General features: G+C 75.4%; 14 protein-coding genes and 1 pseudogene. 11 read left to right on the forward strand and 4 right to left on the reverse strand.

Annotated features, from left to right (window positions below):
- Positions 1 to 277: 277 nt before the first annotated feature.
- The 3 genes and pseudogenes from WDV06_RS22840 to WDV06_RS22850 form a co-directional block, all read left to right on the forward strand.
- Positions 278 to 1,027, forward strand: coding sequence for a GNAT family N-acetyltransferase (locus tag WDV06_RS22840; protein WP_395511636.1), 750 nt, complete (start codon positions 278 to 280; stop codon positions 1,025 to 1,027).
- Between the two features lie 65 nt (positions 1,028 to 1,092).
- Complete coding sequence (gene infA / locus WDV06_RS22845) at positions 1,093 to 1,317, forward strand: translation initiation factor IF-1 (protein ID WP_395511637.1); 225 nt, start codon at positions 1,093 to 1,095, stop codon at positions 1,315 to 1,317.
- A gap of 92 nt (positions 1,318 to 1,409) precedes the next feature.
- Positions 1,410 to 2,453, forward strand: a pseudogene (locus WDV06_RS22850) (LacI family DNA-binding transcriptional regulator); the annotation flags it as partial.
- A 202-nt stretch (positions 2,454 to 2,655) separates the two neighbouring features.
- Here WDV06_RS22850 and WDV06_RS22855 read toward each other — a convergent pair.
- The 3 genes from WDV06_RS22855 to WDV06_RS22865 are packed head-to-tail and all read right to left on the reverse strand — an operon-like array spanning position 2,656 to position 6,177.
- Positions 2,656 to 3,366, reverse strand: a complete 711-nt coding sequence (locus tag WDV06_RS22855; RefSeq protein WP_395511638.1) for a sulfite exporter TauE/SafE family protein — start codon at positions 3,364 to 3,366, stop codon at positions 2,656 to 2,658.
- Positions 3,363 to 4,790: an amidohydrolase family protein gene (locus tag WDV06_RS22860; RefSeq protein WP_395511659.1), complete on the reverse strand. Its 1,428-nt coding sequence runs from the start codon at positions 4,788 to 4,790 to the stop codon at positions 3,363 to 3,365. Before WDV06_RS22860 ends, WDV06_RS22855 begins: the two co-directional genes overlap by 4 nt.
- Positions 4,791 to 4,824: 34 nt before the next feature.
- Entirely contained in the window at positions 4,825 to 6,177 is a 1,353-nt protein-coding gene (locus tag WDV06_RS22865) for a uracil-xanthine permease family protein (protein ID WP_395511639.1), read from the reverse strand.
- A gap of 242 nt (positions 6,178 to 6,419) precedes the next feature.
- Between WDV06_RS22865 and WDV06_RS22870 the strand changes: the two genes are divergently transcribed.
- The 3 genes from WDV06_RS22870 to WDV06_RS22880 all read left to right on the forward strand — a co-directional run bounded on the left by WDV06_RS22870 (position 6,420) and on the right by WDV06_RS22880 (position 9,951).
- Positions 6,420 to 6,935 (forward strand): GNAT family N-acetyltransferase, encoded by a 516-nt coding sequence (locus WDV06_RS22870; protein ID WP_395511640.1) that lies wholly within the window; start codon positions 6,420 to 6,422, stop codon positions 6,933 to 6,935.
- A gap of 91 nt (positions 6,936 to 7,026) precedes the next feature.
- Positions 7,027 to 9,432: a SpoIIE family protein phosphatase gene (locus tag WDV06_RS22875; RefSeq protein ID WP_395511641.1), complete on the forward strand. Its 2,406-nt coding sequence runs from the start codon at positions 7,027 to 7,029 to the stop codon at positions 9,430 to 9,432.
- A 144-nt stretch (positions 9,433 to 9,576) separates the two neighbouring features.
- A complete protein-coding gene (locus WDV06_RS22880; protein ID WP_395511642.1) occupies positions 9,577 to 9,951 on the forward strand; it encodes a hypothetical protein in 375 nt (124 codons plus the stop codon).
- A gap of 3 nt (positions 9,952 to 9,954) precedes the next feature.
- Here WDV06_RS22880 and WDV06_RS22885 read toward each other — a convergent pair whose 3' ends face one another.
- Entirely contained in the window at positions 9,955 to 10,782 is an 828-nt protein-coding gene (locus WDV06_RS22885) for a class I SAM-dependent methyltransferase (RefSeq protein WP_395511643.1), read from the reverse strand.
- A 115-nt stretch (positions 10,783 to 10,897) separates the two neighbouring features.
- Here WDV06_RS22885 and WDV06_RS22890 point away from each other — a divergent pair, with 115 nt between their 5' ends.
- The 5 genes from WDV06_RS22890 to WDV06_RS22910 all read left to right on the forward strand — a co-directional run bounded on the left by WDV06_RS22890 (position 10,898) and on the right by WDV06_RS22910 (position 13,921).
- Entirely contained in the window at positions 10,898 to 11,644 is a 747-nt protein-coding gene (locus tag WDV06_RS22890) for an IclR family transcriptional regulator (protein ID WP_395511644.1), read from the forward strand.
- Between the two features lie 90 nt (positions 11,645 to 11,734).
- Positions 11,735 to 12,061 carry a putative quinol monooxygenase gene (locus WDV06_RS22895; protein WP_395511645.1) on the forward strand — a complete coding sequence of 109 codons (327 nt, stop codon included), beginning with the start codon at positions 11,735 to 11,737 and terminating at the stop codon, positions 12,059 to 12,061.
- Between the two features lie 127 nt (positions 12,062 to 12,188).
- On the forward strand, positions 12,189 to 12,839 hold the full coding sequence (locus WDV06_RS22900; protein WP_395511646.1) for a hypothetical protein: 651 nt from the start codon (positions 12,189 to 12,191) through the stop codon (positions 12,837 to 12,839).
- Between the two features lie 61 nt (positions 12,840 to 12,900).
- A complete protein-coding gene (locus WDV06_RS22905) occupies positions 12,901 to 13,116 on the forward strand; it encodes a hypothetical protein (RefSeq protein WP_395511647.1) in 216 nt (71 codons plus the stop codon).
- Positions 13,117 to 13,123: 7 nt separating this feature from the next.
- On the forward strand, positions 13,124 to 13,921 hold the full coding sequence (locus WDV06_RS22910; protein ID WP_395511648.1) for a class I SAM-dependent methyltransferase: 798 nt from the start codon (positions 13,124 to 13,126) through the stop codon (positions 13,919 to 13,921).
- Positions 13,922 to 13,928: the final 7 nt, after the last annotated feature.

Below are 13,928 nucleotides of genomic sequence, written 5' to 3' on the forward strand. Positions count from 1 at the left end.
CGGGCCGCGGGTGATCCGCAGCCCGGCAGCCCCGGCCGCGGACGAGCGGGCCAAGGGCGGCGGCGAGGAGGAATGAGCCCGGCCCGCCCCCGCGGAAAACCGTTTGGGCGCGGAGCCGGCGCCGGGTAGTGTGCGCAGCACCGTGACAGAGCCGCAAGGAGGTGGGACCCGTGAACGTTGTAGCGAAGTGGGTGCTCCCTCTTTTCCACACGGTGTGCGACTGACCCAGGGTGTCGTCGGGAGCGCCTGGACCAGGCACTCCCGAAAGGCGACCACCATGGAACACATCACGATCGTCCGAACCGCCGGGACCCAGTGGCAGGCCGTGTCGGACGGCCTCGTCGTCGGCCACGGCGACGTCGCGCACCGGCCCGACGGACGGCTCTTCGTCAGCGTCGACGTGTGGCAGGACCCGGCCTTCGACCGGCTCGCCGCCGCCATGCTGGCGGACCTGCCGGCCCCGCTGCACACCCTCGTCGGCGCGGCCGACCCCGAACTCGCGGCGCGCTGGCAGCGGTTCGGCTTCACCCTCGCACGCCGTGAGCGGGAGTACGTCGTACCCACCGCCCCCGGCACACCCGTACCGCCGCCCGAGGTGACGGTCCTTCCCGGAACGCAGGCGGATCCGGGCCGGCTGGGCGCCCTGGAGCGGGCGATCCGCCAGGAGGTCGACGCCACCGTCGGCTGGCGGACCATGCCGGCCGAGGTCGTCCCGGCCCCGGGCGGTTCGCTGCCGCTCGACCCGGGCAGGTACACCGTGGCGGTCCGCGACGGCCGGTACGTCGGGCTGGTCCGCGTGGTGCCGGTGCGCAGCCGGGCCCGGATCGGGCTCGTCGCCGTACGGGCCGGGGACCGCCGCCGGGGCATCGGCCGGACCCTGCTGGCCCACGCGCTGGGCTCCCTGCACCACCGGGGCATCACCTCGGCCTGGGCCGAGGTGGACGAGTCCAACGCCGCCGCCGTGACCCTGCTCGAAGGAGCGGGCGCGCAACGCCACGGCGGGTACCTGGAGTTGGTCCGCGAGTGATCGCCGACCGCCTCCCACCCCTGTCACACCCCCACGAAACCGTGAACCGAGAGAAACGGAATACATTGCCGAGGACAGCCAAGGGCATCGAAGTCGAGGGCACCGTCGTCGAGTGCCTGCGCAACGCGACCTTCAAAGTGCAGCTCCAGAACGGACACCACGCGCTCGCGCACATCAGCGGGAAGATCCGCAAGAACTACATCAAGATCCTTCCCGAGGACCGCGTGCTCGTGGAACTCAGCCCGTATGACCTGACCCGCGGGCGGATCGTCTACCGGTACCGCAACTAGTACCCGCCCTGGGCGGGGCTGGAGGACGGCCGGGCGGTCGGCGAAGATGAGGGGGCCGTCCCGGCCGAGCGAACGAGGAGCGTTTTCCGCAGATGTCCAGTTCCGGTTCCGCTTCCGGTTCCGCCTCCGGCTCCGTCGGCGGTCCCCGCAGGAGACCGCCGACGATCGCCGACGTCGCCCGGGCCGCCTCCGTGTCGCCGACCACCGTGTCCCACGCCCTCAACGGGCTCGGCAAGGTGGACCCGCGGACCCGCGCGCGCGTCAAGCAGACCGCCGCCGAGCTGGGCTACCGGCCCAACCTGCGCGCGCAGCGCCTGCGCAAAGGCCAGGCCAAGGCCATCGCGCTCGCCTCCTCGATGCCGTTCGCGGTGGCCGCCGGGCCGTCCCGGCTCGGCTTCTACATGGAGATCGCCGCCGCGGCGGCCGAGCGCGCCATGCTGCACGGCTACGCGCTGGTCCTCGTCCCGCCCGTGCAGTCGGGATCGCCGCTGCACTCCCTGGACATCGACGGGGCCATCGTGGTCGAGCCCGGTGAGGACGACCCGGCCGTCGCGCAGCTGCGCGAGCGCGGCCTGCCGTACGTGGCGCTCGGCCGCGAGGTGGCGCGGACGGACGCCCCCTGCGTGGACCTGCGCGGCGGCCCCGTCACCACGCTGCTGCTGGACCACCTGCGCGCGCAGGGGGCCCGGCGCCCGGCGCTCCTCATCGGCGCCGGGACGCGCCACTCCTCCGTGGACGCCCGCGACGCCTACGCCCGCGCCGCCGAGGAAGGGGGCTGGACCCCCGTCGTCGCCACCGCCCCCGAAGAGGGCGGCGAGCAGGCCGGATACGAGGCCTGCGCCGCACTGCTCGCCGCACACCCCGAGACCGACGCCGTCTGCGCGCTCGTCGACGTCTTCGCGGTCGGCGCCGTCCGCGCGGTCCGCGAGAGCGGTCGGCGGATTCCCGAGGACGTCCTGGTCGCCACCCGGTACGACGGGCCGCGCGCCCGTACCTGCGACCCGCCGCTCACCGCCGTCGACCTCCACCTGGACCGGGCGGCCGCCGACGCCGTGGAACTGCTCCTCTCCCGCCTGCGCGGCGCGGGGGGCGCCCGCCCCGCCGCCCCGCCGGGGGGGCCCGCGCCCCCCCGCGCCCTGCCCTCGCCCGCCGCCACCCCCCCCCCCCCCCCCCCCCCCCCGCCCCCCCCGCCCCCCGCCCCGCCCCCCCCCCCCCCCCCCCCCCCCCCCCCCCCCCCCCCCCCCCCCCGCCCCGCGGCCCCCCCCCCCCCCCCCCGCCCGCAGGCGGCGGCCCCCGTGCCCGAGCCCCGCGTGATCGCGCGGGCCTCCTCGCTGCGCGTCACGGAGCCAGGATGAGCACCAGGCCGGAGACGAGCGCGAACCCCAGGACCAGGGGACGCATCCGCGCGGCGTCGATCCGGTGGTGCACCAGCCGGCTCAGCCAGGCCCCGACGGCCAGGGCCGGCAACAGCCCCGCCGCCCAGCCCAACTGGGCCGGGGTGCCCTGCCCGGTCGCGAGGAGCAGGGCGAGCGAGACGACCTCGCCGACCAGGAAGCACAGGGCGACCGTCGAGCGCAGTTCCGCGGGCGGCCGGTGCTGGTAGACCAGCGCCAGCGGCGGACCGCCCACCCCGGTCGCGGTCTCGGTGAGCCCGGTGACCGCGCCCGCCCCCAGGTAGGCGGCCCGGCCGGGTACGAAGGCCGGCGCCGCCAGGCTCACGGCCGCCGCGAGGACGGTCGCCACGCCGACGACGAGGCCGAGCCGCTGCCCGGGCACGGCCCAGAGCAGCAGCAGCCCGCCGGGGGTCGCGGCGAGCCGCGCCGCGGAGATCCAGCCCGCGCCCCGCAGGTCCACCGCATGCCGTTCGCGCCAGACCACGTACACGTTGAGCGGGATCATCGACGCGAGGACGAAGACCGGGAGCAGCGAGGGGTCCAGCAGCCCGGCCACCGGGGCCACGACCAGGGCGAACCCGAGGCCGCTGGTCCCCTGCACGAACGCGGCGGCCGCCACGACCAGGGCGAGGACCGCCACCGTCGCACCGCTCACCGGGTCGCCCTCCTCGCCCGCGAGTCCGTAGAGGTGGGGTGGGCCCGGGTCACCGCGGCCCGTGCGACCACCTCCTCGGCCAGCTCGGCCGCCCGCTCGACGAGCGCGCGGTCGTCCCAGCCGACGGGCCGGCCCCGCCACATCCGCAGCCGGCCGGCCACGAACACGGCGGTGATCTGGTCGCGGTTGCCGCGCCGGACCAGCTCCCAGGGCAGGTCCCGGGAGGTCCGCATCTCCGGGCCGCTGACGTCGACGAGCAGGAAGTCGGCGGCCGCCCCGGCGGCGATCCTGCCGGTGAGCGCCCCGAGGCCGACGGCGTCGGCGCCGCCCGGACCCCCGCGCTCCAGCCAGGACCAGCCGGCGCCGCAGGAGGAGTCGCCGGTGGCCAGGCCGTAGACGAGGCGCTGGGCGGACTCGGCGGCCTCCACGAGGCGGAAGGCGTCGCCGCGGGTGCCGTCGGTGCCCAGGCCGAAGCGGATGCCGCGCTCGGCCATGGTGGTCGCCGGCGCCACGGCGTTGCCCTTCCACGCGCTGGCGACGGGGTTGTAGCTCACGGCGGCGCCCGTGTCGGCGAGCAGGGTCAGCTCGGCGGGGGTCACCAAGGTGGCGTGCGCCGCGAGCAACTGCGGTCCCAGGGCGCCGACTTCGCGCAGGTACTCCAGCGGCCGCAGGCCGTGCCGGACCAGGGAGCGCTCCACGGCGGCGAGGTGTTCGTTGACGTGGATCTGGACGACGGCGCCCGCTTCGGCGGCGAGCCGGGCGGTGTCCCGCAGGGTCTCGGCGGTCGCGGCCTCGGGGACGGAGACCGCCAGCGAGGGGTGGACCAGTCCGGCGCCCTCGTACCGTGAGAGGTGCCGCTCGGCGGCGGCCAGGACACCGGCGCGGTCCCTCCCCCCGGCCCCCTCGGGGCCGGGGCCGTCGTTGCAGACGAGGCCCAGGACGCAGCGGATCCCGGCGTCCCCCGCGGCCGAGGCCACGACGCCGGCGTCGACCGGGGCCCGGGTGCCGGCCTCCGCGACGGTGGTGAACCCGCCCCGCAGCGATTCGAGGGCGGCCAACTTCGCCGCGGTGTAGGCGGACTCCTCGTCGAGCGCCCCTTCCAGGGGGACCCAGACGCGGCGGAAGATCTCGGAGGGCTCGCCGAAGGCCAGGGCCGCGCCGAAGCTCTGCGTCAGGTGGTGGTGCGCGTCGACGAACCCGGGCATCAGCACGTGTCCGGGCAGCCGGACCGGTGTCAGACCGGGGTGCTCGCGCTCCAGCCGGGCGGCCGGCCCGACGGCCCGGAAGAAGCCGTCGGCGACCACGGCCGCATGCCCCTCCACCGGCCCCTCGGGGGTCATCGTCACGGCGGGACGGAGGAGTTGGATCCCGCCGGTCAGGCGGTGGGGGTCCAGGGCGGCGACGGAGAGGGGGTCGTGTGTCATCGGGAGGGTGGTCATCTCGTCCTTCGGGTGCGGGTCACGCATGGGGCAGGGGGCTGGAGCCGCCGGCGTCGGCGGTGGCGAGGGCCGGCCGTGCGGCGCGGTCCCGGGCCGGCCGGCGGCGTACGTGGTGGAAGAGGACGTTGAGGGCGGCGGCGGTGAACGCGCCGACGGCCACACCGCTTTCGAGCAGGATCCGCGCCCCGGACGGCACGCCCGCGTAGACGCCGGGGACGAGGATCGGCAGCAGGCCCAGCGCGAGGGCGACGGCGCAGATGAACGCGTCGGAGTGCCGGTCGAGCGGGGCCCGGCCCAGCATCTGGATCCCGAGCACGGTGATGACCGCGAAGACCACCATGGCCGTGCCGCCGACGACGGCGGACGGGATCACACTGATCGCGCGGATGACGGGCGCCAGGAAGCCGGTGGCGATGAGCACGACGCCGGCCGCCGCGGTGACGTAGCGGCTGCGCACCCCGGTGACCCGGACGATGCCGATGTTCTCTCCGCTGGTCACCATCAGCGGCAGCCCGAGGAACCCGGCGAGTACGGACACGAGGGCGTCGCCGCGGATGGTCCGCGGGACGTCGGTACGCGTGTCGATCTCCTTGCCGACGGTCTCCGCGTTGATGACGGTCTGTCCCGTGGCCTCCGCCATGGAGGCCAGGCCGTACAGCATCAGCGGCAGCGCGGCGACCAGGTGGAACTCGGGCGTGCCGAACGGCATCAGCTGCGGGGCGCTCAGGATCCCGCCCTCCGTGACGCCGCCGAAGTCGACCCGGCCGAGCGCGAAGGCCAGCACACTGCCGGCGATCAGGCCCAGCATCACGGCGAGTTGCCGCAGGACCCCGCTGAACAGCCGGTACAGGGCGACGGTGAAGCCGATCGTGGCCAGGCCGAGGGCCAGGTTCACGGGGTCGGCGAAGCCCGGTTGCCCGGGCCGGCCGGTGACGAGCAGCGCGCCGACCTTCACCAGGTTGACGCCGACGACGACGATCATCGTGCCGATGACCAGGGTGGGGAAGAACTTCAGCAGCCGGGAGAAGACGGGCAGGACGACGAAGTAGAAGGCCGCGCTGATGATCACCGCGCCGGTGGCGGTGCGTACGCCGTGTTCTTCGGCTATCGCCAGGAAGAGGATCAGCGGGGCTCCGCCGGGCAGCATGACGAACGGCAGCCTGGGCCCGAACTTCCACGGGCCCAGCGACTGGATCAGGGAGCCGACCCCGGAGAGCACGAAGGCCGCCGAGAGCAGGTTCACGGTCAGCCGGGCGTCGAGGTGCAGGGTCGCGCTCATCAGGAAGATCGCCGAGACGGGCGTGGCCGCCATGACGAGGACGTGCTGGACACCGAACAGCAGGATCCGGCTCAGTGGGCGGGACTGGTCCACGGGGTGGGGGAGAGTGCGGGGACGGGACACGTTCGAGCTCCGTTCGGCTCGCTCCGGCTTCGGCCCGGTCCGGCTGCGGGGAGCTCCGGATCGCAGGGCCAAATCGATTTGGCCGCCAGTATGTGAGGGCCCTGAGGGCCCGTCAAGGGGTTGCGGACGCATTGACTCCAGCGGCTCCGCGGCCCCCTTTCGGCGGGCCGCCGGAGCCGGACCGAAGGGCCGTGCGGGGCTAGGGTGGGGCGATGACACAGGTGCGCGACATGGACATGGCGGACATCGAGGCCGTTTCGGCGATCCGGGTCCGGGGGTGGCAGGCGGCGTACGTCGGCATGGTCCCCCGCGCCCACCTGGACGCGATGACCGTCGAGGAGGACGCCGCCCGGCGGCGGGAGTGGTTCTCCCGCCCCGGCAGGACGGCACGGGACCTCGTGGCGGTCGGCGACGGCGGCCCGGTGGGGTGGATCTGCTACGGGCCCGGCCAGGACGGAACACCCGGGCCGGCGGGGACCGGCGAGGTCCACGCCCTGTACGTGGCACCGGACCTCATCGGCATGGGCATCGGCCGCACGCTCCTGGACGAGGCCCACGCCAGGATGCGCGGCGAGGGCTTCCCGGCGTCGGCCCTGTGGGTCCTCGCCGGCAACGCACGCGCGCGACGCTTCTACGAGCGCGCCGGCTACCGGCCGGACGGCGCGACCCGGGACGACGTGTACGAAGAGGTCACGCTCACCGAACTCCGCTACGCGCGCCCGCTCTGAGCCCGGCGGCCGCCGACGCGTTCCGGCCGCTTCACGGGACGCCGCCCGTGGCGGGACCTCCCCGCCTGCGGGACGGTGGCATCCTCGACGTATGGACGACGAGGCCGGAACCCCCGGTGAGAGCACGGCTCCGGAGAAGCTCGCCCTGGCCAAGGTGGTCGCCAGGCTGCGGGCCGAGGTGGAGGACCTCGAAGCGGGAGCCGCGATGTCGGCCGTCCTGGAGCGGGCCAAGGGCGTGCTCATGGGGCGGGAGGGCCTGGCCGAGGACGAGGCCGGCGAGCTCCTCCAGCGGCGTGCCGAGAGCCGCCGCAGCACGCTGATCGAGGAGTGCTGGCTGGTCCTCGGCAGCGCCGGCCGGTCAGCGCACCCCGTCGTCGACACACAGCCGGGGGAGACGCCCGGGCCAGGGCTGTTCCACACCGGCAGGTACGCGCCGGACGACGCCGGGCGACGCGCGCTCCTGGCCTCGCTGGCCAGGACGCTGGCGAGCACGGAGGGTCCCGGCGAGGTCGCCGAGCTGCTGCGGACCGAGCTGGCCGGCCCCGCACGGGTGGACGCCGTCATGATCTACACCCGGACCGCCGCCGGAAGCCTGCACCTGGCCGGGCACGCCGGGATCGACCCCGCCACGGCCGAGCAGTGGAGCCACGTCCCCCCGCTCGCCGGGGTCGCCGCGCTGGAGGCCCTGACCAGGGAACGGCCCGTCTGGCTGGACGACCCGCAGCGGATCGCGGACGGCTACCTGCTCATCGGGGACCGGCCCGAACGGTGGCCGTCGCGCGCCTGGATCCCGGCACCGGGAACCCCCGCCACGACCGCCGTGGGGTTCCTGCGCGGCGAACGGGGGCCCATCGACCACCGCACGCGGAGCCTGCTGCGCCGCGTGGTCCGGCTGTGCGGAGGCGTGCTCTCCCCGCCGCACATCCCCCGGGCCACGGGGACCGCGGGACCGGCGGAGCAGGAGCAGGACGTCGCGGCCGTCCAGCAGGTCTTCGACGTCCTGTCCGAACCGGCCGTGCTGCTCACGCCCCTGCGCGCGGCGGACGGTTCGGTGGAGGACTTCCGGATCGACGCGGCGTCCGGCGGATCCGTCGACGTGGCGGGCCGCCGCGGCAAGGAACTCGTCGGCCGCAGGATCCTGGAGACCTATCCCACCGTGGCCGAAACCCCCCTGTGGGACGGCTACCTGGACACCCTGGAGACGGGGACGGTCCACGAGGGGGCCCCCTTCACCTACGAGGAGGTCGCCGCCGGGATCCCCCGTCAGTCCGTCTACTCCGTCCGCGCCGCCCGCCTGGGCGGCCGGCTGGTGGTCTCCTGGCTCCGCCGCGACACCAGCGACCAGGAGATCCGCCGGCTGGCCGACCTCCAGCGCCTGGGCGACCTCGGATGGGCGAGCTGGAACCTCACCACCGACACCATCACCTGGTCCGACCAGGTCTACACCGTCTTCCGCCGCGACCCCTCCCTCGGGCCCATGGCCCTGGAGGAACTCCCCGCGCACGTGGTGCCGGACGATCTGCCGGCACTCGGCCGGGCCGTGCGGCGGCTGCTCGAAGACGGGGAGGCCATCGACGAGGCCTTCCGCATCACCACCGGGCACGGCGTCCGCCACCTGAGGATCGTCGCCGAGGCCGGCGTCGACATGGACGGCACACCGGTCGAGGTGCACGGCTTCGTCCAGGACGTCACGACCCTGCGCGACACCGAGATCGCCCTGCGCGAGAGCGAACGGGCCAACCTCGTCCAGCGGGGCATGCTCAGGGCCGAACGCTCCCTCGCGGCCCGGCTCCAGGAGACGCTCCTCCCCATCCCCGAACAGTCCCTGGACCTCGCCGGTTTGCGCGTGGACGTCGCGTACGTGCCCGCCGACGCCGGGGTGAACGTCGGCGGTGACTGGTACAGCGCCATCCCGCTCCCCGACGGCGGAGCCCTCTTCGTCGTCGGGGACGTCGCCGGCCACGGGCTGGCCGCCGTCGGCACGATGGCCCAACTCCGCTTCACCGCCAAGGGCATGGCCGTCACCGGCTCGGCCCTCCCCGACGTGCTGGGCCGGCTCAACGCGCTCCTGCTCCATACGGCCGCGGACACGTCCGCCGCCGCCACCGCGACCATGGTGATGGCCCGCTACGAGCCCGCCGAACAGCGGCTGAGCTGGGTGCGCGCCGGACACCCCCCACCCCTGCTGATCCGCGACGGCGAAGCACGCTACCTGCCCCAGCCCCAGGGCAACCTCCTCGGCGCCGCCGCCGACGCGGTGTACGGGCAGGACGTGCTGGACCTGCTGCCGGGGGACCACCTCCTCCTCTACACCGACGGCCTCGTCGAGGACCCGGGCGTGGACATCGACGAGGGGTTCGCCGCACTCGCCGCCGCCGCGGCCCGCCTCGTGCGCGAGGGCAGGGCCGCAGCCCTCGCCCGCACCCTGGCGGCGGGCCGGGCCCACCACCGCGACGACATCTGCGTCCTGGACATCCACCTGCCGCCCCTGCGGTAGCGCCCCGGTCGGGCGCGGAGGTTGCCATCCGCGGGCCCGGCACCCCAGGATGGCCGGATCACGCGTACGCGCCGCGCCCAGGGGTACGAGAGTCCTGGCACATCGAGGGGGCCCGTACCGGGTGTCGAGAACAGGGAGAGCGGTGTGAGGACGAATGTGATCGCCAGGGTGGTTCCGGTGTTGCTGCTGGCGGGGCTGTTCCTGGCCCCGCTGCCCGCGAACGCCGCGGACGCCCTCACGAACCACCGGGCCGGCCCGGCCCGCGGCGCGGTGGCGGCCGCCGCCCCGGCCGGAGCGACGGCCGGATCCGTTCGTGAGGCCGCCGCCCGGACCGCCCACTCCACCGTCGCGGCCGCGGTGGAGGACGGGAAGAAGAAGTCGAAGTCCAAGAAGAAGAAGGGCTTCCTCGGGAAGCTGGGCACGGCCGCGCTGGTCGTGGGCGTCGTGGTCCTCCTGCTGGTCGTGGCCGCCGTCATAGCCCTGGTCGTCGTGCTCGGCCGCCGCCGTCGGCGCGGCTGACGCTCAGGGGCGGGCGGCGGTGATCACGTAGTAGTCGAGGAGGCCCCGCTCCCAGGCGAGCAGGAAGTTCCTCGGCCAGGTGCCCGGCTCCCACTGCGCGGACAGCCAGTGGTCCCAGCCGGGCCAGACGCGCGCACCGATGGACTCGCAGCGCACCTCCGCCAGCCCCGACCGGGCCAGCGCGTCGGTGAGTTCGGAGGGCGGACGGGCGATGTCCAGCCCCTTCGCGAAGGTGTCGAGCAACTCCGCCAGCAGCGGGGCGGCCCCCGGGTCCGCGGCGAAGAAGCTGGTCACGGCCGCCCTGCCGCCGGGCCGCAGGACCCGGGCCGTCTCGGCGGCGAAGAGGGCCAGGTCGTCGAAGTGCTGGGCGGCCTCGACGCTGTAGACGCAGTCGAACTCGCCGTCCCCGAACGGCATGTCCTCCGCGGCCCCGCGCACCAGCCGCAGCCGCCCGGCCCCGGCCCCGTCCAGCAGACCGGAGTTGGCCCGGCGGGCCCGCTCCAGCTGCTGGGGATGGATGTCCATGCCGGTGACCCGGGACGGACCGTACTCCGCCACGGCCAGGGCGCAGCCGACGCCCAGCCCGCAGCCGACCTCCAGCAGCTGTCCGCCGCCGAGGGGACCCGCGGCGTCCAGCACCCGCCGGTACAGGTCCCGTTGGCTGCGGATCCGGTCCTCCACCGTGGGCGGCCCGTCGAGGTCCCCCGGCCGCCAGTGGCCGAAGTTGATGAAACCGCCCGCGAAGACGGGTGCCGAGCTGAGATCGGCGGGACCGTACGTCTCCCGTACGGTGGCCCTCATGTCACCGGGCCGGTGGTCGGCATGGGTCATGTGCGCACCTCCGCACCCAGTGTGGCGCTGCGGTGACGGTCTGTCGACGGCGCCGCGGCGCGTCCGGCGTAGGGTGGGAACGCCCCGCCGTCCACCCACGGGAACCACCAGCACCATGTCGCACACCGGTCCGCAGTCCCTCGACCGCGCGCTGGCCCTCGTCGACGCCGTGGCCGCGGCGCCCGGCCCGGTCAGCGCCAAGGCCCTGGCCCGCCTCGCGGGCTGCTCCCTGTCCACCGCGTACCACCTCCTCGGCCCGCTCACCGGGCGCGGCTACCTGGTGCGTACGGTGCAGGGGTACGAGCTGGGGCCCGCCCTGCCCCGGCTCCACCGCAGCTTCCTGCACCGGCTGGCCCCGGCCCCGGACATGGCCGGCCTGCTCGCCCGGCTGCGGCGGGCGACCGGCGGCGAGGCGTACTACACGGCCTACCGGGGCGGGGTGATCACCGTGGTGGACACCACCGCACCCCCGACCGACACGGCCAACCCCTTCGCGCCCGGCCGGGAGACCCGCGCGCACGCCACCGCCCACGGCAAGGCGCTCCTCGCCCGGCTGACCCCCAGGGCGCGGCGGCGCTACCTCGCCGAGCACGGGATGGCCCGCCTGACCCCGGCGACCATCACGAGCGCGGAGGCCCTGGAGGCGGAGCTGCTGCGGGTACGGGCGGCGGGCGTCGCGGTGTCCGTGGGGGAGGCGGACCCGGCGTGGACGTGCGTGGGCGTCGCCCTGCCCCGGGCGGGGACGGCGCGGCACCCGGACGCGGTGCACGCGCTGTCGGTGTCGGTTCCCGCCGAGGAGTACCGCCGGCGCCCGGACGCGATCCGCGCCGCCCTCACGGAGGCGGCCGCGGGCCGCACCTGAGGCACCGCCCCGCCCGCCGCGATTCCGGCCCTGCCGGAATGGCGGGCGTCCGGCGTGCGCGGGGCCCGTCCCGCATGCCACGCTGGTCCCATGATCTTCATCGCCGTCAGGTTCGACGTCCGCCCGGAGCACAGCGACAACTGGCTCGCCCTCGTCGACGACTTCACCCGCGCCACCCGGTCCGAGCCGGGCAACCTCTTCTACGACTGGTCCCGCAGCGTGGACGACCCGAACAAGTACACCCTGCTGGAGGCCTTCACCGACGCCGAGGCCGGTGCCGCGCACGTCGCCTCGGACCACTTCAAGGCCGGTATGGAGACCCTGGCCGGAGCCATCGCCACCACCCCGGAGATCATCCACGTGGAGGTCCCCGGCCAGGGCTGGAGCGCCATGGCCGAACTGTCGCCCCGCGGCTGACCCCGGCCCGGGCGCGTTCCGGTACGGGATCGGGACACCGCCGTCACGTCGCGGGGATGGACCCCGCGGCCCTGTGGCCGAAAACCGGCCGGGCAGGATCAGCCCGACCACAGGGGGATCGCACGCCATGAGTGACGGCAGAGGTGGACCGGACGTTCCCCGTCCGGAGAACGACGCGTCGGTCCCGGTCCACGGGACCGCCCCGGGTGCCGGCGGAGGTTTCACCGACCCGCCCCCGGGAGGCGACGGCGCCATCGTCCAGGGCGGCCGCACGGCTTCCGGCTCGGACGACCCCCGGGCGATCGGCCCGAAGCAGGACGATCCCCGGGCGGTCGGCACGGGGATCATCGCGCAGGGCGGGCGGACCGGACAGCCGGGCGGGAAGGCGCGTCGGAAGCGCTCCAAGAAGAAGACGCGGACCATGATGCTGGTCATCGGCGGCGTCATGGTGCTGGCCCTGGGCGGGTTCTTCGTGGGCAGCCGCCTGGGTCACGATCCGGCCGCGCTCCAGCCACCGGCGGCCGCCCCGCCCACGGGTGCCGCCCCGGCCGACGCCTCAGGCGGCGCCCCGTCCGCCTCCGCCGCGGGTGCCGTACCGGAACCCGCGACCAGCCCGGCCGCGGAGGCGCCGGCCTCACCGGCGCCGACCCCCTCCGACCCGCCTGCACGCAGCGGCGGCATCCCCTCGCCGGGCCGTTCGGTGCCGTCGGTGCCGCCGAAGCAGTCGAGCGCGCCCGCTCCGGCCGGCCATGATCGGTTCAACTGGGCCTGCGGGTAGGGTGGTTCCCGTACACCAGTTCGCGACGCCGTCGCGGACGCCACGTCCAGGGGGACCCCGCATGAACCCGACCACCCGAAACGCCGCAGTCGTCGCGGCCGCCGTCGCCGCCCTCACCGGAGCGGCCACCGCCGCCGCCGCCAACCCCGGCGCGGCGGACGGCAAGGGCACGATCAGCGTCGTCGCCCACATGGGGATGCTCTCCGCCCCGGTGGAGCCGGCCCCCGCCCCCGCCGACGGGGACCTGGCCGTGGTCGAGCACATCGCCATCGGCTGAACCCGCCGTGAACGACCGCCGGGCCGCCGCGCCGGCCGGGCTGCCCGTGGTGGAGAGGCTGGTCGAGCTCTCCACCCGGTTGCAGGGGATGTGGGACGCCGCCCCGTCGCTGGTGTTCCCGGGCTGGGGGCACCCGTTCCGCGCACTCGGGGAGCTGCTTCCCGAGCGGGACGTCCTTCAGGCGGACCGGCATCCGCAGATGGTGCCGCTGATGTGGTACCCCGCCCTGCGCTCGCGCGGGCCCCACGGCGAGGTGGTCGAGGTCTTCGACCACCTGCCGGGGGAGCGGAAGGCGGCCGCGCTGATGCTCGGACGGCGGGACCTGGCGGGACTGTACGGCTGGGCGGTGATCACCGCCTCCGTGACCGACTGGATCCGTGCGGCACTCGACGGCGCGGCCGTGCTGGAGGTGGGGGCCGGGTCCGGCTACTGGGCACGGCAGCTGTCCCTCGGCGGGCTCGACGTCCTGGCCACCGACCTGCACCGGGTCGAGGCCAACGGCTTCACACACGGCTTCCGGCACGCCGGCGTCGAGGCGCTCGGCGCGGTCGACGCCGTACGGCGCAACCCCGGCCGCACCCTGCTGCTCGTATGGCCGCCGCCCGGGGACCCCATGGCCGCCGACGCCCTGCGCGCCTACCGCGGCGACACCTTCCTGTACGCCGGGGAGGGGCCGGGCGGGATGTGCGCCGACGCGGACTTCTTCACCGAACTGGACCGCCACTGGATCGTCCGGGACGTCTGCCCGCTCACCGTCCGCTGGCTCGGCCACGGCGACACCGTGACCCTCTACCGCCGTCGCTGACCCCGGC

It is taken from the genome of Streptomyces racemochromogenes (assembly GCF_044129415.1).
In the GTDB taxonomy this organism is placed as follows: domain Bacteria; phylum Actinomycetota; class Actinomycetes; order Streptomycetales; family Streptomycetaceae; genus Streptomyces; species Streptomyces racemochromogenes_A.

Bases quoted from the DNA above. Each gene is read 5' to 3' on its own strand.
- WDV06_RS22840 (WP_395511636.1), top strand. From the start codon at position 278: ATGGAACACATCACGATCGTCCGAACCGCCGGGACCCAGTGGCAGGCC.
- WDV06_RS22860 (WP_395511659.1), bottom strand. From the start codon at position 4,790: ATGACACACGACCCCCTCTCCGTCGCCGCCCTGGACCCCCACCGCCTG.
- WDV06_RS22870 (WP_395511640.1), top strand. From the start codon at position 6,420: ATGACACAGGTGCGCGACATGGACATGGCGGACATCGAGGCCGTTTCG.
- WDV06_RS22875 (WP_395511641.1), top strand. From the start codon at position 7,027: ATGGACGACGAGGCCGGAACCCCCGGTGAGAGCACGGCTCCGGAGAAG.
- WDV06_RS22885 (WP_395511643.1), bottom strand. From the start codon at position 10,782: ATGACCCATGCCGACCACCGGCCCGGTGACATGAGGGCCACCGTACGG.
- WDV06_RS22890 (WP_395511644.1), top strand. From the start codon at position 10,898: ATGTCGCACACCGGTCCGCAGTCCCTCGACCGCGCGCTGGCCCTCGTC.
- WDV06_RS22895 (WP_395511645.1), top strand. From the start codon at position 11,735: ATGATCTTCATCGCCGTCAGGTTCGACGTCCGCCCGGAGCACAGCGAC.
- WDV06_RS22900 (WP_395511646.1), top strand. From the start codon at position 12,189: ATGAGTGACGGCAGAGGTGGACCGGACGTTCCCCGTCCGGAGAACGAC.
- WDV06_RS22905 (WP_395511647.1), top strand. From the start codon at position 12,901: ATGAACCCGACCACCCGAAACGCCGCAGTCGTCGCGGCCGCCGTCGCC.